This is a genomic window from Chryseobacterium sp. LJ668 (genome assembly GCF_019613955.1).
GTDB lineage: Bacteria > Bacteroidota > Bacteroidia > Flavobacteriales > Weeksellaceae > Chryseobacterium.
Map to the genome: position 1 here is coordinate 1,784,321 of NZ_CP080443.1, position 26,017 is coordinate 1,810,337.

Sequence of the window (26,017 nt, forward strand, 5' to 3'; positions counted from 1 at the left end):
CAACTCTGTGCTGTGGCTTCTTTTTATTGTAAGGATTATTTGTTATTCTCTGTTTTTCACTAAAATCCAACCTGTGTATTTAATTGGTGTTTTTTGTGCATTTGGCTCTGTCCAGTTGATGTGGTACCAATATGTTCCGGTTAGAATTCCTTTACCTGAAAATCTTCCGTCCCACTTATAATTGTTTGACTTGTCACCGGTAAATAGTTTATTTCCGTATCTATCATAGATTACAAATGTAAGGTTTCCTTTATAAGCCAACTCGCTGTAATCAACAAAGTCATTGACGTTATCACCATTTGGAGTAATGGCATTCAATAAATTAGGAACTGTAATTTCTACCGATATTGGTGTACAATCTACTACATCTTTTACATAGAAAGTATGCTGCCCTCTTGAAAGATTTGTAAATACATTAGAATCTTGCCAGTTGGTAGGAGTATCTACTGCATACTTATAAGGTGCCGTACCTCCTTCTGCAAAAATAGTTGCTGTATTATTAGATATTTCAATAGATGTTATGATCGGATCATTTACTTTTTTCACACTTACGAATTGTTTTACAAAACATCCGTTATTTTGAAGGATTACCCAATATTCACCGACAGGAATTCCCTGGATGCTTTGAGTAGTTGCACCAGTACTCCATTCGTAAGATTGATATCCCGGTCCTGCATCCAGACTTGTTCTGTCATCTATACAAATAAATTTGTCTTTTAATACAGTAGATCTTTTTGGAGGTGTCACTTTAAGATTAATTTTTGCAATGGCATAACAACCGTTTGAATTGAATACTCTAGCATATACAAACCCGTCACTGGCAATGTATAATGTAGAATTCATGATTTCATTCGTTCCGTTGCTTGCATCTGTAAACGTCGGATAATATTTTTTTGTAACCGGAGTCTGATTGGTTATTACTGCTGTTGTTAAATTAAAATTACCCTTAGTTTCGTCGTTTCCAAGAAAACAAACCGTTAAAGTAGCATCATTCACTACCGGAGTAGGATAGAAGTCAAGGGTAATTTTAGCTGTGCCTGTACAACCTTCTGAAGTGGTAACTCTTACATAAACAAACCCTGCTCCTGAGAAGTAGTTGGTAGGATTAGTTATTTCATTAGTAAACGCATTAAGATCAGCTAATGTAGGATAGTATTTCTTAGTTGTAGGTACAGAATTATCTGTAACATTCGCAGTTGTTAAATCAAAGAATCCTTTTCCTGCATACTGACATGCTTTGACAGTCCTGTCAGTTAATACAAACGGTACTAAGTTTAGGTTTAAGGTAATCTGCTGACAATCTACAAATTCCGGTGCATTACCACAGAACTTATAAATAATTACATCAGGACCTAAATAGCCAGGAGTCGGAATGTAGGTGATAATTCCGGTTGAAGGATTTATTGTTGCTGTACCATGTGTAGGTTGTGTAAGTATTGTTACCGTACTTGGAACAGGAGTCTGCGTCGAGTTGGTAAATGTAGGGGTAATTACTTTCGTACCACAGATATAAATAGTTTGTGCGGTTTGTTGTAAACAGGTAAATACTTTAAAAATAGGGGTTGTTACCGCTAAACATGAACCTGCTGTCACTTTTACAGTGTAATTGCCGGCAGCTACCGGAGTGTATGTATTGAAAGTTGCTCCGGGGATAAGAACGCCGTTCAGATACCATTGGTAAGTTTCGTAGCTGTCATCAACTTCAAGAATAATCCCAGGAACACAATCTCCTGTTTTTTTACTGATAATTGGAATAGAATTGAACCCTGCAAAATATCCACCATATCCGGCAGTACTATATCCGCCATTAATACCCGCTGTTACCGCTTTGGTAGACTGAATAGTAAGGTTTCCTGTCACATTCTCTAATCCATATGTTACCCATAATGGATTTCCAGTTAACGTATAAGGACCTTGTGCTGCAGTTGGCGCTACACCATTCACAGTCACAGTTGCTCCTGCTTCTGTTATAATATTTAGTTTTATACCTATTGCACCAGAAATACCGGGCATTTCGTTGATTTTTCCAATTTCGTCAATTTTTCTCGGTAAGAAGCAGTTTAACGGTGGTATGTAGTTAAAACCACAGGTAGCACTACTGTCGCCTACTGATACCAATTGGTATATATATACATTTTTTGATGTATTGACGAGCATGTTGTAATGGCCAGAAGTCCCCTGGGCAACATAGCTTGATCCTGGAATTCTATACCATTGTCCTTGATTTAATGTGGCAACTGCAGTTGTTGATCCATTTAAAAATACCTGCGTATTATCTTCAACTGCAATTACAATTGCGCCTTCTAAGTCTGAAGTGGTGGATCTGGTTCTTACCATAGCAAAAGTACTCCCTAGTCTTTCAGTAGGTACAGACTGATCCAAAATAGCATCAGATCCGGCACCAGTATTGTCACCGAAATTACCATTCACATTTCCGTTGGTTAGTGTAACAGGTTTAGTTGATACAATCTTAGCTCCCATAAAAGGAGCAGCGGTTCCGGCATTACCAGCATAAATAAAAGATTGTCCTTTATTCAGTGTAAAAGTATTGGTGTTTGAGGTAGGAGCACCATTAAAAAAGCTGATAGGAGTTGCTGGGTTCCATGTAACGGTTACCACTGTGTTATCTTCTGTTGCTAAGATCCCAGCGGTAAAATTATTGAAGGTAGCACTGGAGGGTGTATTAGCAACATAAAACTCTTTACCGATACCAGCTTTACCCTTACTTGTTACAATCTCTCCATGTGCACTTTGTGCCAATCTGAGTGTACAGTAAAAAGGCTTTGGACCTTTTAAATATAATCCTTTGTTTATTATACTGTAAACATCAGAAGTAGTATTTGTTGTGATGATGTCACTAGCTACTGCGTAGGTTATAGGTGCATTTTTAGCTACACTTACAGTGGTTAGCAAAGAATTATTACTGAATATTTGTACATCAAACGGAACAACCGAATCTGTAGACAAATATAAAGTATTGTTATATCCTGACGTTGTTGAATAATAAGGTGCTATCCAATGGTCTGTATCTCTCTGTGCGGAGAGAGAGCAGAACGTCATAAAAACTAATATAAAACTTAGTAGAAATCTTTTCATAATTATGGAATTAGGATTTCTACAAAATTAGAATAATATTTAATATATTCTTAATAAATGCTAAAGAAAATTTAAAACTTATTCTCTATTCTTAATTAAAAGCCACCCTGAATGTGAAACTGGTAATTTTGTATCAGGTTCAATCCATTTCAATATATACCAATAAGTGCCTGTTGAGAGGGTTCTTCCTTCTGATTTTCCATCCCAGATGTAATTTTTACCGGATGATTTATAAACAGCTGCACCATATCGATCTACCACTTCAATGCTTACATTTTGTTTTAATCTAAGGTCAGAATAGTTTAATACATCGTTATGACCGTCCCCATTTGGCGTGATGGCGTTCACCAGGTTAAGAATTAAAAATTCTTTTATGATAGGTCTGCACCCGTCTGCGCTCAAAACATACACGGTATGAGGGCCTCTCGTAAGACCGCTAAACGTATTTGAAGACTGATAATCAATTCCGTTTAAAGAATATTGATAGGGAGCGGTTCCACCCGATACATTAATTGTAGCGTTTGATCCCGTAACCTGAATACTTGTAATGGTAGGCGCCTGCGCCGTCGTTACATTGACGGTCTGTCTGTAAATACAGCCGTTGAATCCCAGATCGACATAATATATTCCGGCACCTACTGTAATGATCGGTGTTGTTTCGCCGGTGCTCCATAAATATGATGTAAAACCGGTTCCTGCATTCAAAACTGCTTTTTCATTAAGGCAGACCACCTGATCTTTTAAAATGTCAGATTTTTTACCGGATTTTAAAGTAATGGTTATAGTTCCTGTATTTGGACAGGCATTGCTGCTGGTAAACCTTATATAGTAGGTTCCTGACGTTGTAATAACTTGTTGTGCAGCAATTGCATTTGTTCCCGCCTGCGCATTAGCCAAAGTCGAATGGAATGTCAGCGTAACTGCAGGATCTGTCGTAAACTGGTTTTTATAATCGTTGAGGTTGACGGTTTCAGAGCCATTCAAATCATTATCACAAACCTGAGTATTGACAATAGCTGTAAGTAGTGTAATTTTATTTCCGATCGTAAAATTAATCTGTCCGAAAGCGGGCGGACAATTGTTATTGCTTTCTACCCTTACATATACAATTGTATTGGCAGTATACGTCCAGTTGGCAGGTAAAGTATTGTTGTTGCCGGCATTTGCATCGGCCTGATTTAAATAATATTTAACCGTAAAATTAGTCGAGTTTGTAACTATCTGAGGTGTTACAGAAGTAAAATTAACATTGATGATCCCGTCAAAATTATCATCGCAAATATTTGCATTAAAATTTGACGTATTGATATTGGCAAGCGGATTCACCGTTAAGGTGATCTGTGCTGTTCTTGTACATCCGAACGGCGAAGTAACTCTTACATAAACATTAGACGCAGCTGAATTATAAACGGATGGTGTTGTAATGGGTATTGTATAAGCCGCATCAGAAAAATAAGTGACAACGGCACCGGGTGTTGTCGTTACGTTTGCTGTTGTTAAGTTGAAAGTACCATTCCCAAGAATGTTTGAACATGCTGTTAATGTCGCATTGTTAGCAACAATTGTATCTAAGCTCAGTGTTAATTTTGCAATTTGCGGACAAGCATTAGTACTTTGAAATCTGATGTAAAATGTTCTTACCGGTGCTACAGTTTGTGTAGCGTTGATGGCGTTAATTCCAGTCTGTGCATCTGACTGCGAGTTAAAATAAGTCAACGAAACTGCAGGGTCTGTCGTGAAGTTATTTTTAAAATTATCTAAAATTACAGTTTCCGTACCATCAGAATTATCATCACATAATAAGGTGCTGTAATCTTGCGTCAATAAAGAGATCTTAGCTCCGATGCTGAAATTGATCTGGCCAAAAGCTGCAGGACAGCCATTACTGGATTCTACTCTCACATAAACTGTTGTATTTGCAGTGTAAGACCAGTTTGTTGGAAGCGTATTAGCGTTTCCTGCTGTTGCATCTGCCTGTAGTAGATAGTATTTTACTGTAAAATTTGCAGAATTAGTGACAATTTGTGGTGAAATTGTAGTGAAATTGACATTGATGATTCCGTCAAAATTATCATCACAGAGATTTCCGTTAAAATTTGTGGTGGTAATGTTCGGTGCTGCATTTAATGATAAATTAATCTGAGCAACCTTTGAACATCCGTAAGTCGAAGTTACTTTGGCATAAACAATTCCTGCAGATGCGCTGTAAGAAGTCGGTGTCGTGATAGGCAGCGTTAAAGCGGCATCAGAGAAATAAGCGATAGCAATTCCGGGATCTGTAGTCACGATAGCTGAAGTTAAATTAAATATTCCTGTCGTTCCATTAGTCGTACAAGTTGTTATAGCAGTATTGGTAACCTGAAGGACATCAATATTTAAGATTACCTTAAAATATTCAAAGGCTGCAGGGTTACCGGTTCCTTCAATATAATAAGTGAAAGAATCTGTCACGTCCGCACTCAATCCGGGATTTGGAGTATAAGTAATTTGGCCGTTTGTTGGGTTTATAACCGCTGTACCAGATGTCGGAGCAATGCTGATACTTGTATTGGCAATAGAAATAGTTTGTGTAGAAGATGTAAATGCCGGACTGATTACTTTAGTATTGCAAGAACCTATATTTGAAGTTGTAGTAGAGATAGGCGGACAAACCGTGTAGCTGTAAACGTTGGTAAGTTTAGAGTCGCAATTATTCTTTGTAATAAGACACGTGTAATTTCCGGCACCGTAATTTTCAGGATTAATAAAATAAGTTGTAGCACCTGGAATAGGGTTGCCGTTCAAAAACCACTGGTAAGCATCATAGGTATTATCAACCTGAAGCAAAATACCGTTTAAACAGTCACCGGTTTTAGCAATACCGGGTACCGATGAAAATCCTGCAAAATATCCACCATATCCTACGGCACCGCTACCGCCAACAATACCTGCAGTCACCGATTTTGTAGAATTTACGGTAATATTTCCTGTGATATTGGGAATTGAGTAGGATACCCAATTTGCATTTCCGGTCACGGGATACGGGCCGTTTCCTGTTGCGATAGGGCCTCCGTTAAGAGTAACGATGGCACCGGTTTGGGTGATGATATTGAGTTTTGTATTGTAGGTCTGAAATCCTATTTGATTGATAAAACCTATTTCATCCACTTTGTTGGGCAAAAAACAGCTCAACGGCGGGATATAATTAAACCCGCCTGTAGCATAAATGGATCCTGTAGCCACACCTGCCAGCAATTGATAAACATACATGTTTTTCGTGGAGGAAATAGCCATGTTAAAATTATTATTCCCTTGATTCACATAAGAAGCGCCGGGAACCATAAAATATTGTCCTGCATTCAGCGTAACTCCCGAAGGCGCTCCATTTACCGTGAATGTAGTATTATTTTCTGTCGCAAGTACCAAAATTGTTTCCATGCCGGAAGTGGCAGGTCCGTTGCCTTTTACCACTACAAAATCTTTCCCCAACCTGTCTACAGGTACAGCCTGATCCATCAGAATATCATTATTGGTAAAATTTTGATTGGTATAAATTGCATTAAAATTCCCGTTGGTAACAGAAACTGGTTTTGTAGATTCTATTTTTGCCCCGACAAGACCTGCTAAATTATTAGGTGAATCGCTGCTTACAACATCCATTACATAAGATTGTCCTCTGTTTAGAGTAAATGTTTTGTTGGGTGTAGAAGTACCGTCAGAAAAAATAACATTGGGGTCATACCCTGAAACTACAACCGATGTATTGTCTTCAGTTGCAGTAACACCGATAGTAGAATTAATGTAAAAATTACTTCCTGTATTGGGTGCCATTGCCGCATAGAACTTGGTGCCTAAACCTGCAAGACCTTTTGATGTGATGATCTCTGCGTGATTGTCTACCGAAAATCTATAGTTGGCAAAGAATTTTTTTGGACCTTTTACATACATACCCATGGATGAGGGCGTAAAGAGATCTGCCTGGTTTACCGCCATAAGAAAATATTCGGGAATATTTACCTGTACGGGGTTTCCTTTACTTACCTGTACCGTTGTGTACAGTGTATTATTGTTATAGATCTGCACCGAAAAAGGTGCGGTCTCATTGGTAGATAAATATAAAAAGCTCTGCAGATTATTTGTTCCGGCTTTTGCGGCCATAGGAGCAAACCAGTGATCAGTATCTAATTGTGCGTTGACAAGTAAACAAAGAAAAGTACAAATACTTAGTAAAAATTTTTTCATGCCTGAATTTCAAGGGCGACAAATTTAAGTATTAATAATCAAAATCTTATCTAATTTTTTTAACATTTTTTTAGAATTTTTAAAAGTATGAATTTTTTAAACTAAAGTTCATTTAATGTTCATCTTCGCAACAGGGAATAAACAAAAAAATCCCGGTGAATTTTTTCACCGGGATCATTTATTGTATAAAAAAACTGGTTAAGCTAAGCTTACTCTTACAAATCCTGTAATTTTCAAGTCTCCATTTACAGATTTCACGTAATCAGCAACAGAAACAGAACTATCTTTAATAAAATCCTGGTGTACCAAAGTATTGTCTTTGTAGAATCTCTGCATTTTACCTTTTAATATATTATCAATAATATTTGCAGGTTTACCTTCTTCAGTAAGTTTGTGTCTTTCGATTTCCAATTCTTTGTCGATTGTTTCCTGAGAAACCGAAGTTTCATCAAGAGCGATTGGGTTCATTGCAGCAGCCTGCATAGAAACAGCTTTAGCAGCCTCGTCAGCACCGTCTACTTTAGCAGAAAGTGAAGTAATTGCAGCAATTTTGTTTCCTGCGTGGATGTAAGCTCCCAGGAAAGGTCCTGTGATTCTTTCGAACGCACCGATCTCGATTTTCTCACCGATAACTCCTGTCTGCTCGATCAATTTCTCAGCAACAGTCATTCCGTGGAAATCTGTAGCTAATAATTCTTCTTTAGTTGCAGCGAAAATAGCCATTTCAGCAATTTCGTAAGCTAGCTCGATGAACGCTTCGTTTTTAGCAACAAAGTCAGTTTCACAGTTTAAAGAAATAATAGTACCTAAAGTATTATCTTCATTTACTCTAGCGATTACAGCACCTTCAGAAGAATCTCTGTCAGCTCTGTTGGCAGCTACTTTTTGTCCTTTTTTTCTAAGGATATCTACTGCTTTTTCGAAATCTCCTTCTGCTTCAACTAAAGCTTTCTTGCAGTCCATCATACCTGCACCTGTTTGGTTTCTCAATTTTGCTACGTCTGCAGCAGCTGGTGAATAAGACATAATATTTATTTATTTTTTATTTAAAATTATGATTAACTTTAATAGTTTATTTTAAAGATGTGCAAAGATAATGATTTTAATGATAAACTAAAAAATGACTTTTCACGTTATAGCATTATTTAATAAATTTTTAAAGGTTTCTACAGATGAAAAACATATTTCTAATCATATTCCTCCTCATTTTCAGTCTTGGTTTCTCTCAGAAGAAAAAAAAATCTAAAACTAAAGTTGTTGCCGAAAAAGAAACGGTCATTATCTATACAGAAACAGAAGCCGAAACTTCTAACGAACCAAGAATTATCGCAGGTTTTTTAAAGCAAAACCCAGGTCATGCGAGAACAGATTTTTTTAAAAAAAGACTGATTACCATTATTATGGCAGACAACTCACCAGAAGCCAAACCGACCATCAAACCATTAAGTAAAGATAAAATTGAAAAAATAGTAAGCAATAACGAGCTTAATAAAGGTAAGGATGTAACAGTTAATAAATCACCGGAAAAAAATGTAAATTTTGCAAGTGTAGGAAGTGTCAGTAAAAAATCTGAGGCAAGTGATAAAAATAAAAGAACCGCGGCAATGCTTACTCACATTTTTAATGATGATCCGAGTGATAAGGAAGCATATATCAATATCAAAAACAGATCAAACTGCAGGCTGATCGTGAAGATAAGCGGTAAAAAATATTATAACCTTGATGTTCCTGCAAAAGGACAGAATTTTGTCCTGATCGATAAAGGTGAATATGTGCTGACTACAATGGTGTGTGACGCAAAATATTCGTCACTGAAGAAGATCACAAAAGATATTGAGATACAGCTGGATGTGTCGGAGTAAATAAAATTATATTTAAATAAAAAAGGTAGCTAATTTCTCAGCTACCTTTTTTTATTTTTATCCTTTGAATTGCCCCATGGCAATAAATTTGTCTTGTCTTTGGGTTTCCAGTTCCTGTCCTGTGAATTTAGAAAACGCTTTGATGTTTTGCAATATCGAGGTTTTTAAATTCAAATAGGTTGCTTCAGGATCGTAATGTGCTCCGCCAAGAGGCTCTTCGATGATTCCATCGATGAATTTTTCTCTTAAAGCGTCTTTCGGGGTTAAATTCAATGCGTTGGCTGCGTCTTCTTTATGATCCCAGTTTCTCCACAAGATTGACGAGCAACTTTCTGGTGCAATTACCGTATACCAAGTGTTTTCAAGCATATATACTTTATTTCCTACACCAATTCCTAATGCTCCGCCACTTGCTCCTTCACCGATAATGTAAGTGAAAATAGGAGTTTTAAGCTGCACCATTGTAAAGATATTTCTTGCAATAGCTTCACCCTGACCTCTTTCCTCTGCCTCTAATCCAGGATATGCGCCCGGTGTATCGACTAAGGTAATTACAGGAATTCTGAATTTTTCAGCCAGCTTCATTAATCTTAATGCCTTTCTATATCCTTCAGGATTAGGCATTCCGAATCTTCTGTATTGTCTTTCTTTGGTGGTTCTCCCTTTTTGGGTACCGATGATCATTACTTTTTGACCATCTAATGTTGCCAAACCGCCGATCATCGCAGGATCATCTGCAAAGTTTCTGTCACCATGCAATTCCAGGAAACTTCCTTTATCTACCATACCGTTGATATAGTCTATGGTGTAAGGACGATCAGGATGACGCGATAACTGTACTCTCTGCCAAGGAGTTAGATTTCCATAGATTTCTTTTTTCTTATCGATAATCTTATCCTCGATCTGACTGCATGCTAATTTTACATCAACACCACTTTCTTCTCCTACCAACGAACAGGTTTGATACTGATCCATCAGTTCTTTTATAGGAAGTTCGAAACTTAAATATTCCATTCTTGAAGTAAATTAAATCTTTCAAATGTATGAAAAATTATGAAAATTTATTTAAAATTATTTACAGCATTGCTTATTCTGGCGATACTTTCTTCTTTACCAACGAGTTCCACGATATCCGGAACATCCGGACCTTTCAGTTCTCCAACTAAGGCTAAACGCAGAGGCATCATTACTTTTCCCATTCCTACACCTTTGTTTTCTGCAAAATCGTGTAAGTTTTGTTTAATATTTTCTGAAGTGAAATCATTAATTGAATTAAAACTTTCGGCAAATTCTGTCAAAAGACCTGCAGTTTCTTCATTCCATGCTTTCTTAGATGCTTTCTCATCGTAAGAAATGGGAGCTTCAAAAAAGAATTTTCCGTTTTCGTAAATATCTTTCGGGAACGTTGCTCTTTCTTTCATCAAATGAATAATTTTCAATAATTTTTCATCTTCAATATTTAAATTTAAATCTGAATTTTTTAAAATTTGAAGTAATTCTTCATCCGATTTCAGCTGAATATATTGATGGTTGAACCACTCAGCTTTTTCTTTATTAAATCTTGCTCCGGCTTTATGAACTTTATTTAAATCAAATTCTTTAGCCATTTCATCCAGTGATAAAATTTCTTTATCGTCCGCAGGAGACCAGCCTAAAAGTGCCACCATATTGATGAAAGCTTCTGGCAAATATCCGTTTTCTCTAAAGCCTTTAGAAACAATTCCTGTTTTGGGATCCTTGAAATCTAATGGAAATACAGGAAAACCGAATTTATCACCGTCTCTTTTACTTAATTTCCCTTTTCCTTCAGGTTTTAAGATCAAAGAAAGGTGGGCAAACTCAGGAGCTTGCCAGCCCATTGCTTCATATAATAAAACGTGTAAACCAAGGGAAGGAAGCCACTCTTCACCACGGATAACGTGAGTAATTTCCATTTCGTGGTCATCAATGATGTTGGCAAAATGGTAAGTAGGCATCCCGTCGTTTTTCACTAGAACTTTATCGTCTAAGGTATCGGTATTCACTGCAGAATTTCCACGGATGATGTCGACTAAACCCAAAGTTCTGTCAACCGGCATCTTGAATCTTACAACATATGGCGTTTTTGCATCCATCAATTTTTGAATTTCCCCTTCAGAAAGTGAAATGCTGTTTTTTAAACGGTTTCTTGAAATGTTGTTATAAGAGAAGACATCACCTTTAGCTTCGAACTCGGCGCGGATGGCATCCAATTCTTCAGCGGTGTCAAAAGCGATGTAAGCGTAGTCGGTTTTTAAGATCTGCTCAGTGTATCTATCATAGATATCTCTTCTTTCAGATTGTCGGTAAGGGGCAAATTTTCCACCTTTTTTAGGGCTTTCGTCGGGAATGATTCCACACCACTCAAGAGCTTCTTCAATGTAATCTTCGGCACCTTCTACATAACGTGCGGTATCTGTATCTTCGATTCTCAATACAAACTCACCACCCTTATTTTTTGCAAAAAGATAATCATACAACGCAGTTCTTACACCTCCCAAATGCAATGGCCCTGTAGGACTTGGTGCAAAACGGACTCTTACTTTACTCATTTCTTTGAAATTAAGGTGCAAATTTAAGCATTTCAAAAAAGTTTATACGTAAAAGAGAGGTTTTTTTGGAAAAACTATTTGATATTTTTAAGTAGAATATAATTTTTGTATTCGCCGATTCTTATTTTCAGCAAGTCTTCTAAAGGCTGTACCAATTTATCTTTTTTGTCCCAAACTGCCTGCGATTTGTCATGCTCGAAGACAAAATCATGATCCGCAATTGCCTGTGCCATTACTTTTGGATGAGTTCCTAAGAATTTTCCTACTCGGTCGACAGTGTGATAATTGTATTCTTCCTTTGGTGCTTCTGCTAGTTTTTGATCTTTTTGACCGTAATAATATTGGAAATTATTGGCTTTCAGCATCATTTTCTTTTTTGATCTCACAGAATTGTAATGGTAAATCGGAGCATCAAGACGTAATACCTTTAATTTTTCACCTCTTTCGCTGCCATTTTTATAACCTTCATCAGATTTAAATTTTCTGAATCCTTGAGAATCGATATAAGATCTGATCTCAGGATTGTTTTTAAAAATTCTGATTTCATTTTTGTGTACGGCACGGCTGTTGCGGATGTGGTTATAGTCTCCCCAAAAGTGAAGAAAAGGTTGCAGAAAACCTTCTACGAGAGCATTGTTATTATATTTTTTGATATTTTCCAGAATCTTTGGTAAATCATTTTCGTGAATTACCTCATCTGCTTGAATATGGAAAACCCAATCTCCAGAAACATGTTCTAAACCAATATTTGATTGCTGGGCGAAAATCTTGCCATGTTGTTTCAGATTGTCATCCCAAATGGTGTCTATGATTTTTATTTTAGGATCGTTTAAATTTTCAATCGCTTCACGGGTTCCATCTGTAGAATCTCCTACTACTGCGATGAATTCGTCACAAATCGGCAAAACAGACTGAATAGATTCTAAAAAAGGAACTCCATACTGGAATCCATTTCTTACATATCCGTAACCACTAATTTTCATAGAACTAATTTTATACAAAAATCTTGATTTTTTTTAAATAATACCTTATTTAATAATTTAAGTTTTTATTTTTGTACTTAAAGATTACAAATAATGTTAGAAGTCGGTGAAAGACCTTGGGGAAAATATTTTGTTTTGGCTGATGAGCCTCACTATAAATTAAAAAGGATTGAAGTAAATCCCGGACAAAAATTATCGTATCAATACCATCACAAAAGACAAGAACAATGGACGATCATTGAAGGAGATGCCACCATTGTACTTGATGACAAGGAGATCTCTTTATCTTACGGTGAAAGTATTTTCATTCCTTTAGGTGCCAAACACCGCATCATGAATTTATCTGAAAAGCCGGTTGTGTTCATTGAAGTACAGACCGGAACTTATTTTGGTGAGGATGATATTGTGAGGTTGGAGGATGAGTATGATAGGAGGTAATTTATGGAGGTTCTCAAAAAGAATATCCGAAAATTAAATAAAATATCTGTATTTCTTTATGGATATTTTATTCTAGGAGCATTACTATCGATATTTATAGGGTCAAACACAAAGCTTAGTTTTTTACCTATTATATCTTTTGTTTTGTTTCTGATAGTTTTTTCTTTTTCGGAAACAAGATATTCTTTAAGTGAGGATTTTACGCTTACAAAATATATATATATCTTCTGTTTTATCAATATTTTCATTTTTCTTACGGGAAAGATAGAAAATGAAAGTAAATTATTTTTAACATTAAAAAATTATATTGGCTTCAATTTAAAAATTTTTTTTCTCATTATCAACGGAATATTTCTAATTCTTAGTTTCTATAAAAAAAGAAAAATATTGGCAAATATATATTTGGTGTGTTTCATATTATTTTCGTTAATCGTTCCTTTTTTATATCCAGAGCCTTTTATTGATTTGTTTATTATTCTTAAACAGTCAATAAATGATTTAGTACATTCGAAAAATCCATATGAAAGAGTTTATTCTGATATTTATGGTGGAACTTATAATTATGCTTATGGAAAACAGGATATAAAATTAGTTTATTGGCCAATAAATATTTACTTGCTAACACCGTTTCAAATAATTTTTGGAGATTTACGCTATGGTAATATATTTTATCTTATTTCGGGATGTTTAATTTTATTTCTTGCTTTGAAAAGAGATTTGAAGATTTTAAGTATTAGTATAATGTTGGTTTTTACTTGTCCTTACACTTTTTACATGATAAAATATTCTTGGATTGACAGCTTATCATTTCCTTTTTTCTGTTTGTTTTTTGTATCAATCATTTATAGAAAAAAAGCTCTCAGTTTTGTCTTTTTAGGAATTATCATGTCTATGAAACTTTACTTCTTGCCATTGTTGCCATTGGTAGTGGTGTATTATCATAGAGAGTTATCTCTTGCTGAATATTTCAAATATATATTTCTGACTTTTCTATCATTTTTCATTTGTTTTTTACCTTTTTTGATTATCGATAGTAAAAGTTTATTGTATAGTATTGATTATTTTAAAAATTCTAATCCTAGATATGATTCTCTTTCAATAACAGGATATTTATTTAATAAAGGAATAGATGTATCTAATTTTGCCAATTATTTAACTTTTGTTGCTTTGGCTATTATATATTATATATTTTATAAAAACAGAAATTTTACACCCCTTTCATTAATAAAATATTTTGTATTGGTTTTGTTCTCGATATTTATATTATCAAAACAAGCTTTTGGCAACTATTATTACAATATCGTATTGCTATCAATTTGCTACATTATAATCTATATTTATTCATTTAAAGAAAAATCAAAAATTTTATCATATGGAGTGTAAAATATGTAAAAAACCATCTCATGAAATTTTTGAGAAAACTGTTTTAACGAAATATCGTGTAAATTATTATCAATGTTCAAATTGTGGTTTTATACAAACCGATGAACCTTTTTGGTTAAAAGAAGCATACGAAAATGCTATAACATCCCTAGATATTGGTATTTTAAATCGTAACGATTTTCTTAAGGAAAATGTAAGCAAAATGATAGATTGTCTATTTCCAGAAGCGCAGTTTTTTTTAGATTTTGCAGGTGGGTATGGTCTTTTTGTAAGAGCAATGAGGGATAAGGGATATAATTTTTATAGACAGGATTTTTACTGTGAAAATTTGTTTTCCAAACATTTTGATATTGAAGACCTGAAAGAATCAAATTTTGATTTAGTTACAGCTTTCGAAGTATTTGAGCATTTAGAAAATCCACTCTTGGAAATTGAAAATATTTTAAAATATTCTCAACATCTCATTTTTTCGACAGACATAATTCCCCAAACAGCATCCCAAATTGAAAATTGGGTATATATTGCTCCCGAAACCGGACAACATATTGCTTTTTATTCTGAAAAATCTCTGAATATCATTGCTGAAAATTTTGGAAAAAAATATTATAGAAAAAATAATATTCATATTTTCACTCCGAAAGTTTTAACTCAAGAACAGACTGATTTTGCCTTGAAAGATATCAAAACATACAAATATTTTTTCGGGTTAAAAGAAAAAGAAATTAAAAAATTTGATATTTATAGAGAGTCTTATCAGGAAAGAGATTATCTATTCATTAAAGATTTATTAAATTCAAAATAATTATTAAAAGTTTTTAATGGATAAAATAAAATTAATTTTCGATGTTGAAATAATGGGTAATTCATATAAACAAAATCAAACGGGTATTTACCGAGTTGCGTATGAATTATTTAGTAGGTTTTATAAGAATAGAGATATTGATTTGGTTTCTGCTAATCATAATTATACTGATAGTAAAGATACTAAATCGAAAATAAGGGAATTTCTATCTGAAAATGGTTTAGAAGCCGATTTGATCTGTAATAGTGAAAGAAAAAAGTTTGTACCTTTTAGAAAAGAAAAGCCTTTCAGATATTTGTATAAAAAATTGGGTCTTTCTGATTTTATGATTACTTATAATGAAACAGAAATTATGGACAGACAAATGATTTATCACTCTGTTTATTATCCCATAAATAAAAGTCTAAATAGTTTTCCCAATGTTAAAAAAATAGTTACTATTCATGATTTAATTCCAATTTTATATCCACAATACAACGATAATACAAAGATTTTAAAAAAGACTATCAAAAGTTTAGGGAAAAACAACTATGCAATATGTGTATCTGAAAATACTAGAAAAGATTTGCTTCTACATGATCCCAGTTTAGATCCAGATAAAATCTTTGTTTCAAAGTTAGCAGCTTCTCAAGAGATATTTTATCCTTCAGTAGATGAGGATAAAAATATCTCTGTAAAAAAGAAATATAATTTACCGGAGAATTATATACTTAGCCTAAGTACATTAGAACCTCGTAAAAATATAGATCATTTGATAAGAACATATATTAAAACAATTATAACTCATAATATTAATGACTTATATCTTGTTTTGGTAGGTTCAAAAGGATGGCAATATGATAAAATCTTTGAAGAGTACGAAAATGCTAAAGATCTAAAAGATAAAATTATAATTACAGGACGAATTCCTGATGAAGATTTAGCGGCGGTGTACAGTCAGGCAAATTCATTTTATTATATGTCTCTGTATGAAGGATTTGGATTGCCTCCGTTAGAAGCTATGCAATGTGGTGTACCAACGGTGTCTTCAAATACATCCTCGTTACCAGAGGTAGTTGGTGATGGGGGAATCCTTCTAGATCCGCGAGATGAAATTACTTTATCTGAAACAATTTTTAAATTTTATACAAATGAAGAATTCAAAAAAGAATATGCTAAAAGAGGGTTAGAAAGAGCAAAACAATTTTCTTGGGATAAAACTATTGAAGAGCATATAAGTATTTATAATACAATATTACAAATAAATACTGCTTTATAAATATACATTAAAATTGAGACTGTTTTTTACTGTGGTTACATTTCCTGCTCTGTTAGAAAATGGGTTTCCCGGAAAAAAATTGAATTTTCTTCGTGATCACAATGATTTAATAACGGAATCGTACTTATTGATTACAGTATTCCAGGAATAATTTTTTAATACGTAATTTTTTGCTTTTGCACCTTCTGTGAGCAAATCTTTGTTATTCTGTTTTAAATAAAACAGGAGAGCTTCCGAGAATTCGCTATTGTTTCTAAAACTTTTACCTGTGTCACTTTTTTCTATATGAGCATATAAAACTTCACAATTTCTATTCACAATGACAGGAATTTCCATGATCATGGCTTCTAGCGTTATCAATGAGAGGCTTTCATAAAATGAAGGCATTATGAGTGCGCAGGCATTTTTTAGTAGTGTGTTTTTCAATAAGTCATCCGCAAAACCGGTTAGTATAATGTCATCTGCCTGCGTTAATTTTTCGTCAAGAGAATTTTTGCCGACCAGCACCAATTTTATATCAGTACATTCTGGATGGTTCTTTTTAAAGTTTCTAAAATACTCAATCATCATGACGCAACCTTTGTCTTCAACAATTCTGCCTATATAAATGAAGTATTTTTTAGCCTGAAAATCTTCCGGCAATTGAGTTACAGCCATGTCATAATCATCAAACCCAATTCCTGCAATGTCTGATTTTATTTTTTTGCTTTGCGGATACACTTTTTCTACAAAATCTTTTTCCGTCTGCGTATTGTACATGATAAATTCTGGACAAGAAAACAATTGTGCATATCCATCAAGATAAAATTGAGGTTCGTCGTGTGCCGTAGGAATCAGAATGCTTTTTTCAGCTACTTCTTTAATTCCAATATTTGTAGGATGGTATAAGTAAGTAAAAAATATAAATGCCCTGTAATTATCTTTTTCTGCTTTTATAAAATCAGTTAAATCAGTAGAAAATGGTCCTTGCGCTTCGAGCCAGTCAGCAAAAATAAATTTTTTCTTATTGTATTTTATTTTTTTAAAGAGCAGATATGGAAAATTTTTAAGATTTAATTTCTGTCGGCCATATTTATGCAAGTTACGAACGAATTTGCTAAGCCTGTTAAATTTTTTCAGGTCCTTTTTTAAAGTCTTGAATCTTCTTACTTTGATATCATTGATTACTTCAATGCCTTCAGGATAGTAATTATCCCAAAACTGATATTCGACTGCACATGTGGTGATAATTTCAATATCATAGATGGCAGAAAGTTTTTCAGCGAGCAATCTGGCATGAAGCTCTGCTCCGCCATTGATTTCTAAACCATAACGTTGAACAACAATAGCAATTTTGTCTTTCATATCAAATAAGCACCGTAATTATTCTTAATCTTAAAAAAAGTCTTAAATTATTCGCGTCCTTTTATTTTCTTTAAAATATCGTTGACTTTTTTTCTTGCCTTATTATACAATCCTTTTTCCAGATATTTCACTCTTTTTTGCAGGATCTTATTATCGCTTTCTAATTTTAGCAACGTGTTTTTTATTTCGTAGTCATCTCTTTCGATCAGAATAGTATTTTCAATGATATCCAATCTTTTTTTCATTTTTCTGCCTATTGCATCTAAAGAAAAATAAGTATGAATGTCTTCTTTTGCTCTTTTACCTGTTTCTACAGCGTGTTTCTGATTTTCAAAAACAAATTTCATCAGCTCTGCAGCATGATCTGTATCTGGTTCAGACCAATAATTATTTTTTGGTAAAACACTAAGATCATAATCATGTCTGATCAGCTTATATTTTACTAGAAAAGAATTATTAACAGTCATAAAATCAAGATTTCCGGAATAGCCTGTTGCAATTACAGGTTTTCCCAGTGCCATTGCTTCAGCCATCGTAAGGCCAAAACCTTCTGAACGGTGAAGAGAAACATAGCAGTCTGCAAAGTTCATTAAAGCAAGCAGATCATTTCTTCTTAGCATTTCTTCTTTATAGATAATGCTTTTATTGCTGCCAATTCTTGTCATCACTTTTTTTCTGGCTTTTGACAGGTGATTGCCCGGAATAGAGGTTTTGATAACAAGCTTTACTTTATCGTTATCTACACCAAAAGCTTTTTCGTAAGCATCAATTAGAGCAAGTGTGTTTTTTCGTTCAATAAGGCTGTTATAATCGAAAATAAAAAGGAAATGATAATCTTCTGATGACAGACCAGAATCAAAATTTTTATTGATGTCATCATCATTGATATCAATTGCGTGAGGAATATTGGTGACAGGAATGTCAGATTTTAACGAAATAGAGTCCAGACAATATCTTGAGCAGGTCCAGATTTCATCGTAATATTTAAAGTATTCTACATATTCATCAGGAAATTCTTCCATTTCCCATGCCCAATATCCGATATTATATTTGTTTTCGAAAAAGGCCGAAGATTTTTCATTAAAAAAGCTATAAATCGTATCCATGTTTACGTGGACGATATTCACCGGATAATCATTGGTATTATCTTCAAAATTCACTGAGTTGTCATTCAGTCTATTACTGAGGTGCATATTAAAGTTAATCGGCTTTGCGGGTATCTTCATAAGTTCCAAAGCTTTCAGATTATTACGGATAGCCTCTCCAAATCCGATTTCGGCATTGAAAAAACCAGACATATTGACTCCAAAGGTTTTCTTCTTATTTTCCATAATTATCTTTTCTAAAAATTTCTTTCAGTTTATTTTCAAAAACATTTTCCTCATTTAAAACCACATTTTTATAGGTCAAAAATTGTGGGATATGCTCAGAATAATTTTCTAATACTTCTTTTATTTTTGATATAATTTCAGGGATTTGACTTTCGCTGAAGTCAAACTTATACTCATCAGGAATCATCAAATCTTCATAATATGCTGAAGAACCATTTCTTCCTGAAATAATGCAACAGTCCTGAGATACAGATTCACGAAGCATCTTATCTCGGCCGGGGTTTTCTCCGAAATCAACATATAATAAAGATTTTGACATCAGATCTTTGATCTGCTGAGCATTCATATTCTGAATAGGAACCCAATTCAGCTCCGGAGAATTCTTTATAAGTTGAGAAATTTCTTCTTTTCCTTTTTTAGGATTATATAAAACTTTTTTGTTATTTAAATCTTTCTTGATGACATTTTTATTTTCAGTAAAAGAAGGATTGATATAATCACAAACATAATCAATCTGATTGTCAGGAATACCGTGTTTTTTCAGATAAACACTAGATCTGTAAGATTGTGCCCATTGAAAAACATTGGGTAAATCCTCAAAATAATACTCTTTATCTGCCTGCTTATAAAATAATTTTGTAAAAAAACTTTGCTTACGAATTCTATATTCCATCAAAATTTTATAAAAATCAACACTCAGCCACCAGATTACTTTTTGGCTTAAAGGATATTTTTTAATTAAAAAAGTCATCGATTCGGGAATAATCAAAATTGTATCGGGATGATCTTCAACAGAATCTGTTTCCTTTGTTTTGTAAACAGAATAATTGATCGCTTTCGCATTTTTTCTTTTAGGAATATAATGCATAAAAACATTTTCTACTCCGATTTTATACAATCTATCAGAAAGCTGGTGCAAAGCTTCCGGTCCGCCGGTAACTTTTTTCGGAGGACAGAAAATGATGATTTTAGAATGGCTTTTATAGGTAATCATTAAATTTTTTTAGCGAAAAATATTTTTATCATTAAAAGAAAGATGCAATAAAAAAGCAAAAATACGAGAATTAAAAATACTTTTCCAAATAGGATCAGATCAACTCTTCAACCCAGTTTTCGATGAGGTATTTTTCAAGAAATTTTTTCGGAACTTTTGTGTAAGGTTTTTCGAAAAATAACTCAGGAATACTGATTTTTTCTACGTCTTCGATGATATGAATGTTCTCAGGATTATAAAAATCATAATTAATAATATCTGAATTGGTGGTAATCAGCTTTTTATGAAGTCCCAAACTTTCAAAAACCCTGAAGCTTAAACCTTGCTGTTGAGTTCTGTGTACATCCAGCATGATCTCAGATTCTGCCAGTAGTGCATTGTTTTCTGAAATAGAAAGGGTAGTTTTTGAAAATTCCAAATACGGATCATTTTCTTTTTTTGAAGTGAAGATAATGATTCTGTAATTGATGTTCAGTTGATGCAAGTACTTTGCGATTTTTTGAAAGACAGGAAATCTGTTATCCAAAGAGCTGATATTAAAAACTTTGTATATAAATACCTCAGGAATGTGTTCTACATAATTGTAGATGAAATTGGTCTTAAAAATCAAATTGTATTTTTCACAGTCTTTTTTCTCGAATGAAAAAACTTTATCAAACAGCGTTAAGATCTTTTTTGTTTTCGGATATCTGTTGATGGAATCACTGATAATTAAAACTGATTTTTCTGACTTTTTGTTGATAGCCTTTATTGTTTCAGGAGACAAAAAATCTGCTTTAATATAAATTGATGTATCAATTTTATTTAATTTTTCAATTTCCTTTAGAATTACAGAATTGTAATGCTGATGCTTTAGATTTAAAATTCCTGTATTTTTAGTGAAAAAGTTGAAGATTTTATACCCCAGGTTGGGATACTTGTATCTGAAATGATGAAAATTGATATGCTTTACCTCGTGGCCTTTCGCTTCAAGAGCATCAGCGATATATTGGTTAAAACCCCAATTATCGTAAGTGATGAGAAGTATGGTTTTTATATCTTTATCCATTTTTGCTTACTAATCATTAAGTGCCAGATTCAGGAAATCTTTTAGTTGGTCTTCAAATAATTCAGGCTTAAAGTCTGAATAATTGCTAGATTCAGGAACAAAATCATTAAGATGCAAAAACTTGTCCATTTTAGGATTGCTGGTCCAAGCCCAGCCTTTTAATTGTATATGAGGTGCAAAAATCGTAAAAGTAGGGATGTTCAAAGACTTACTCAGGTTGGTGGCACCGCCCTCATTGCCAATCAGACATTTACAAAGGCTGGTTACCGCCGCAAATTCCCTGAGATTTTTTGTGTCAAATTCTTTAACGATAGCTTTCTGTGTTATATCAGAAACCATATTCATTAGTTTTATAAAAAGCTCTTTTTGAAAGGGTAGATAATTACACAATATTTTCGAATCTGGCTGAAATTTAACAATATTGTCGAGCACTTTAGCTATATATTCCAAAGGATAAGTCTTTTCTTCAGAGCTGCCAAATGTGCTGATCATTACTAAGCTGTCGTCTGTTTTCAACCCGTTTTGTGTAAGAATTTTTTTGGCATTTTCAAGCTCCTCATCCAAAATATAAGTTTTTGGGAAAATTTCTTGAAATTTAATATCCAAAGGTTCAAGTAATTGCAATCGATGTTCAATGCCTAACGTAGTGTTATCAGAAATTGCTTTCTGTCGCCTTTTCACGGGATTATTGTAAAAAAACTTCGTGTAGTTTTTAAAAAAGCCAATTCTTTTTTTTGCTCCGGAAAATAAAGTTAATAATCCGGTATCTATTTTAGAATATAAATCAATAACAATATCAAAATTTTCTCTTCGAATATTTTGCATCATTTGTACAAAATTTTGATCATCCCAAAAAATGAGATGATCGAGATAGGGGTTACCATACAAAATTTGCTTATGTTTTTCCTCCAAAAGGACGCTTAATTCGGCATCCGGAAATTTCTTTTTCAATAAAGGAAAGGTAGTAGAACTAACCAAGATATCACCCATGAATTTTTTCTGAATGATTAAAATCTTTATTTTATCTGCCAAACTCTGTGATTGTTTTTTCAATAATTCTGACGCAGTCTAACAACTGCTCTTCTGTAATTACCAAAGGTGGTGCCAATCTGATGATGTTTCCGTGAGTTGGTTTTGCAAGCAATCCGTTTTCCTTTAGCTGCAAACATAGATCCCACGCGGTTGAACTTTCTGGTGTATCATTGATTAAGATAGCATTAAGCAAGCCTTTTCCTCTTACTTTGGTGATCAGATCAGATTTTTCAATCAATTTTTCGATTTCAGATCTGAATATTTGGCCTAATTCTTCTGCTCTTTCAGATAGTTTTTCATCTTCTACAACATCCAAAGCTGCAATGGCAACTGCACAGGCAATCGGGTTTCCACCGAAAGTAGAACCGTGTTGTCCGGGTTTGATGACATTCATGATCTCGTCATTTGCCAAAACTGCTGAAACGGGATACATTCCTCCTGAAATAGCTTTCCCCAAAATTAAAATATCCGGCTGCACATTTTCATGATGACAGGCAATCAATCTTCCTGTTCTCGCAATTCCGGTTTGTACTTCGTCTGCAATGAAAAGAACATTGTATTTTTTACATAAGTCGGAAGCATTTTTAAGGAAATTTTCGTCCGGAACGTAAACTCCGGCTTCACCCTGGATAGGTTCAACTAAAAATGCTGCAATATTTTGAGCATCATTTTTTAAAACTTCTTCTAAAGCTGCAAGATCGTTATATGGAATTTTTACAAATCCCGGTGTGAAAGGGCCGTAATTTTTATTGGCATCAGGATCATTTGAAAATGACACGATGGTTGTGGTTCTTCCATGGAAATTATTTTCACAAACTACAATTTTCGCTGCGTTTTCTTTAATACCTTTTATTTCGTAACTCCATTTTCTGGCTAATTTTACAGCAGTTTCCACAGCCTCAGCACCAGAATTCATTGGTAAAACTTTATCAAAACCAAAAAGGGTGGTAATTTTTTTTTCGTATTCTCCCAAACTTGAATTGTAAAATGCTCTTGACGTTAACGCTAATTTCTTAGCCTGATCAACTAAAGCTTCCACAATTTTCGGATGCGAATGACCTTGGTTTACAGCCGAATAAGCTGAAAGGAAATCGTAATATTTCTTGCCTTCAACATCCCAAACAAATACGCCTTCACCTTTATCTAAAACCACAGGAAGCGGATGGTAATTGTGCGCGCCATGTTTTTCTTCAAGTTCAATAAAATATTGTGAGTTCTTTATTTGTTCTGCTGTTGACATAAAATTTTGATTTTGGCAAAGTTAATAATTTAATACGAAAAGGGGAACACAAAAAAACTGCTCCAAAATGAAGCAGTTTATGTTTTTTATAAAAAAATAATCTTAGTGATTATCATATTTTTTATCCATCACAAAACTCTCCATGAATTTTGTCGTATAATTTCCTGAAAGATAAGCTTCATCTTCCATCAACTGTCTGTGGAAAGGAATAGTCGTTTTTACACCTTCTACATAGAATTCTTCCAGAGCACGCTTCATTTTTGCAATTGCTTCTTCACGGGTTTGTGCCGTAGTGATTAGTTTTGCAATCATAGAATCGTAGTTAGAAGGAATAGTGTATCCAGAATAAACATGGGTGTCAACTCTTATTCCGTGTCCGCCGGGAATATTTAATCCGGTGATTTTTCCCGGAGAAGGTCTGAAATCAGCATATGGATCTTCAGCATTAATTCTGCATTCGATCGAGTGTAATTTCGGGTAGTGGTTGATTCCTGAAATAGGAGTTCCTGCTGCCAAAAGAATCTGCTCTCTGATGAGGTCGTAGTCAATCACCTGCTCAGTAATAGGGTGTTCCACCTGAATTCTTGTGTTCATTTCCATGAAATAGAAATTTCTGTGTTTGTCAACAAGGAATTCAATCGTTCCTACACCTTCATAACCGATAAATTCTGCCGCCTTTACTGCTGCTTCACCCATTTTCTCACGAAGTTCGTCAGTCATGAATGGGGAAGGAGTTTCTTCAGTTAATTTCTGGTTTCTTCTCTGTACAGAACAGTCTCTTTCAGAAAGGTGACAAGCTTTACCAAATTGGTCACCTGCAACCTGAATCTCGATATGTCTGGGCTCTTCAATCAGTTTTTCCATGTACATTCCTCCGTTTCCGAAGGCTGCAACAGCTTCCTGAATGGCAGATTCCCAATGTTCTTTAAGATCTTCTGCTTTCCAAACAGCTCTCATCCCTTTACCACCACCACCGGCAGTAGCTTTGATCATTACGGGATATCCTGTTTCTTCTGCTGTTTTTACAGCGTGCTCGTAAGATTCAATTAAACCTTCAGAACCAGGAACGCAAGGTACATTTGCTGCTTTCATTGTTGCCTTCGCATTGGCTTTGTCACCCATTCTCTCGATTTGCTCAGGACTTGCACCAATAAATTTGATGCCGTTTTTAGCACAGATTCTGGAGAAGTTGGCGTTTTCAGATAAGAAACCGTAACCCGGGTGAATAGCATCAGCATTGGTGATTTCTGCAGCAGCAATAATGCTTGGGATTCTAAGGTAAGAGTCTTTACTCATCGGCGGGCCGATGCAAACTGCTTCATCAGCAAATCTTACATGAAGACTGTCTTTGTCGGCAGTGGAGTATACCGCAACAGTTTTGATTCCCATCTCTTTGCACGTACGTAAAATACGCATCGCAATTTCGCCACGATTGGCAATTAATATTTTTTTGAACATCCTCTGAAATTTTAAATTTTAAATTTTGAATTTTAAATTATTTTAAATGAAACAATTTCCATCTAAAATCTATAATCTTTCATCTAAAATTCCTTAAGATGGATCTACTAAGAATAATGGTTGGTCATATTCCACCGGAGAAGAATCGTCTACTAAAATCTTAACAATCTTTCCGCTTACTTCAGATTCGATCTGGTTGAATAATTTCATTGCTTCAATAACACAAACTACCTTTCCATTTGATACTTCATCACCTACGTTGATGAAAACATCTTTGTCCGGAGATGGTTTTCTATAGAATGTTCCGATCATTGGAGATTTAATAGTTACATATTTACTATCATCAGAAGCTGCTACAGGAATTTCTGCAGAAGGTGATACGGCGGCGGGAGCATGTCCCGGAGCTGCCAGCTGAGGAGCCTGCTGATACATTGCGGGTTGAGAAACATAGCTTACTTCATTGCCTCCAAGCGGAGTTTTAATAGTAATTTCGAAATCTTTAGTCTTGTATTTTACTTCTGAAACTTCAGCTTTAGATACAAACTTGATAAGATTTTGTATGTCTTTAATGTCCATAAAATTGATATTTGATTTGTCGTCAAAGATACCAAAAAAACACAAAAAGCAACAAAAAACCACTCATTTTTATTAAAATTGAGTGGTTTTTGTATTAAATAGAGATTTTTAAATTAAAAAGCTCTTAGTTTTCTTCTGTAGTAGTTTCTACTGTTTTTTCCAATACTACTTTTCCTCTGTAGTATAATTTTCCTTCATGCCAATGCGCTCTGTGGTACAAGTGCATTTCTCCTGTTGTTGCATCTTTTGCCAATTGAGGAACTACTGCTTTGTAATGAGTTCTTCTCTTATCTCTTCTTGTAGACGACTGTCTTCTCTTTGGATGTGCCATTTTGTAATAACTTTTTTAATTTGATGAGCGATGAGATCTTTGCATCATCT

At 34.3% G+C, this 26,017-nt stretch carries 21 protein-coding genes; 5 read left to right on the forward strand and 16 right to left on the reverse strand.

Translation table 11 applies throughout. The features are described from left to right. Positions 1–42: 42 nt before the first annotated feature. The 3 genes from K0U91_RS08345 to tsf all read right to left on the reverse strand — a co-directional run bounded on the left by K0U91_RS08345 (position 43) and on the right by tsf (position 8,343). On the reverse strand, positions 43–3,096 hold the full coding sequence (locus K0U91_RS08345) for a T9SS type B sorting domain-containing protein (RefSeq protein WP_220180730.1): 3,054 nt from the start codon (positions 3,094–3,096) through the stop codon (positions 43–45). Between the two features lie 78 nt (positions 3,097–3,174). Then, positions 3,175–7,317, reverse strand: coding sequence for a T9SS type B sorting domain-containing protein (locus K0U91_RS08350; protein WP_220180731.1), 4,143 nt, complete (start codon positions 7,315–7,317; stop codon positions 3,175–3,177). Between the two features lie 198 nt (positions 7,318–7,515). Then, positions 7,516–8,343 carry a translation elongation factor Ts gene (tsf, locus tag K0U91_RS08355; RefSeq protein ID WP_219970274.1) on the reverse strand — a complete coding sequence of 276 codons (828 nt, stop codon included), beginning with the start codon at positions 8,341–8,343 and terminating at the stop codon, positions 7,516–7,518. A gap of 146 nt (positions 8,344–8,489) precedes the next feature. On the opposite strand from tsf, the gene K0U91_RS08360 reads away from it, so the two are divergent. Further along, positions 8,490–9,179: a DUF6759 domain-containing protein gene (locus K0U91_RS08360; protein WP_220180732.1), complete on the forward strand. Its 690-nt coding sequence runs from the start codon at positions 8,490–8,492 to the stop codon at positions 9,177–9,179. 57 nt (positions 9,180–9,236) lie between these two features. Here the strand turns inward: K0U91_RS08360 and K0U91_RS08365 are convergent, their stop codons facing one another. The 3 genes from K0U91_RS08365 to K0U91_RS08375 form a co-directional block, all read right to left on the reverse strand. After that, on the reverse strand, positions 9,237–10,193 hold the full coding sequence (locus K0U91_RS08365) for an acetyl-CoA carboxylase carboxyltransferase subunit alpha (RefSeq protein WP_219970276.1): 957 nt from the start codon (positions 10,191–10,193) through the stop codon (positions 9,237–9,239). A gap of 47 nt (positions 10,194–10,240) precedes the next feature. Beyond that, positions 10,241–11,749: a glutamate--tRNA ligase gene (gene gltX / locus K0U91_RS08370; RefSeq protein WP_220180733.1), complete on the reverse strand. Its 1,509-nt coding sequence runs from the start codon at positions 11,747–11,749 to the stop codon at positions 10,241–10,243. 74 nt (positions 11,750–11,823) lie between these two features. Continuing rightward, complete coding sequence (locus K0U91_RS08375; RefSeq protein WP_220180734.1) at positions 11,824–12,732, reverse strand: glycosyltransferase; 909 nt, start codon at positions 12,730–12,732, stop codon at positions 11,824–11,826. Between the two features lie 93 nt (positions 12,733–12,825). Here K0U91_RS08375 and K0U91_RS08380 point away from each other — a divergent pair, with 93 nt between their 5' ends. Then, entirely contained in the window at positions 12,826–13,170 is a 345-nt protein-coding gene (locus K0U91_RS08380; protein ID WP_220180735.1) for a phosphomannose isomerase type II C-terminal cupin domain, read from the forward strand. Positions 13,171–13,226: 56 nt separating this feature from the next. Here the strand turns inward: K0U91_RS08380 and K0U91_RS08385 are convergent, their stop codons facing one another. Continuing rightward, positions 13,227–13,418, reverse strand: coding sequence for a hypothetical protein (locus tag K0U91_RS08385; RefSeq protein WP_220571800.1), 192 nt, complete (start codon positions 13,416–13,418; stop codon positions 13,227–13,229). Between the two features lie 139 nt (positions 13,419–13,557). On the opposite strand from K0U91_RS08385, the gene K0U91_RS08390 reads away from it, so the two are divergent. The 3 genes from K0U91_RS08390 (at position 13,558) to K0U91_RS08400 (ending at position 16,613) form a co-directional block, all read left to right on the forward strand. Next, complete coding sequence (locus tag K0U91_RS08390) at positions 13,558–14,553, forward strand: hypothetical protein (protein ID WP_220180736.1); 996 nt, start codon at positions 13,558–13,560, stop codon at positions 14,551–14,553. A 202-nt stretch (positions 14,554–14,755) separates the two neighbouring features. Next, positions 14,756–15,355 carry a class I SAM-dependent methyltransferase gene (locus K0U91_RS08395; RefSeq protein ID WP_220180737.1) on the forward strand — a complete coding sequence of 200 codons (600 nt, stop codon included), beginning with the start codon at positions 14,756–14,758 and terminating at the stop codon, positions 15,353–15,355. 16 nt (positions 15,356–15,371) lie between these two features. Then, positions 15,372–16,613 (forward strand): glycosyltransferase family 4 protein, encoded by a 1,242-nt coding sequence (locus K0U91_RS08400; protein ID WP_220180738.1) that lies wholly within the window; start codon positions 15,372–15,374, stop codon positions 16,611–16,613. Positions 16,614–16,709: 96 nt separating this feature from the next. Here K0U91_RS08400 and K0U91_RS08405 read toward each other — a convergent pair whose 3' ends face one another. The 9 genes from K0U91_RS08405 to rpmF all read right to left on the reverse strand — a co-directional run bounded on the left by K0U91_RS08405 (position 16,710) and on the right by rpmF (position 25,967). Beyond that, entirely contained in the window at positions 16,710–17,957 is a 1,248-nt protein-coding gene (locus K0U91_RS08405; RefSeq protein WP_220180739.1) for a glycosyltransferase family 4 protein, read from the reverse strand. 47 nt (positions 17,958–18,004) lie between these two features. After that, positions 18,005–19,288: a glycosyltransferase family 4 protein gene (locus K0U91_RS08410; RefSeq protein ID WP_220180740.1), complete on the reverse strand. Its 1,284-nt coding sequence runs from the start codon at positions 19,286–19,288 to the stop codon at positions 18,005–18,007. Continuing rightward, the gene (locus K0U91_RS08415) at positions 19,278–20,282 is read right to left on the reverse strand and encodes a hypothetical protein (RefSeq protein ID WP_220180741.1); all 1,005 of its coding nucleotides are present in this window, start codon (positions 20,280–20,282) and stop codon (positions 19,278–19,280) included. The genes K0U91_RS08410 and K0U91_RS08415 overlap by 11 nt, the downstream gene beginning before the upstream one ends. Positions 20,283–20,376: 94 nt before the next feature. Next, on the reverse strand, positions 20,377–21,330 hold the full coding sequence (locus K0U91_RS08420; RefSeq protein WP_220180742.1) for a hypothetical protein: 954 nt from the start codon (positions 21,328–21,330) through the stop codon (positions 20,377–20,379). Between the two features lie 9 nt (positions 21,331–21,339). Next, positions 21,340–22,362 (reverse strand): glycosyltransferase family 9 protein, encoded by a 1,023-nt coding sequence (locus K0U91_RS08425; protein ID WP_220180743.1) that lies wholly within the window; start codon positions 22,360–22,362, stop codon positions 21,340–21,342. After that, the gene (gene rocD / locus K0U91_RS08430; protein WP_219970287.1) at positions 22,352–23,602 is read right to left on the reverse strand and encodes an ornithine--oxo-acid transaminase; all 1,251 of its coding nucleotides are present in this window, start codon (positions 23,600–23,602) and stop codon (positions 22,352–22,354) included. The genes K0U91_RS08425 and rocD overlap by 11 nt, the downstream gene beginning before the upstream one ends. A 102-nt stretch (positions 23,603–23,704) precedes the next feature. Continuing rightward, entirely contained in the window at positions 23,705–25,060 is a 1,356-nt protein-coding gene (accC, locus tag K0U91_RS08435) for an acetyl-CoA carboxylase biotin carboxylase subunit (RefSeq protein WP_219970288.1), read from the reverse strand. A gap of 93 nt (positions 25,061–25,153) precedes the next feature. After that, the gene (accB, locus tag K0U91_RS08440) at positions 25,154–25,636 is read right to left on the reverse strand and encodes an acetyl-CoA carboxylase biotin carboxyl carrier protein (protein WP_220180744.1); all 483 of its coding nucleotides are present in this window, start codon (positions 25,634–25,636) and stop codon (positions 25,154–25,156) included. Positions 25,637–25,760: 124 nt separating this feature from the next. Then, a complete protein-coding gene (gene rpmF, locus K0U91_RS08445; protein ID WP_047445089.1) occupies positions 25,761–25,967 on the reverse strand; it encodes a 50S ribosomal protein L32 in 207 nt (68 codons plus the stop codon). Positions 25,968–26,017 lie beyond the last annotated feature (50 nt).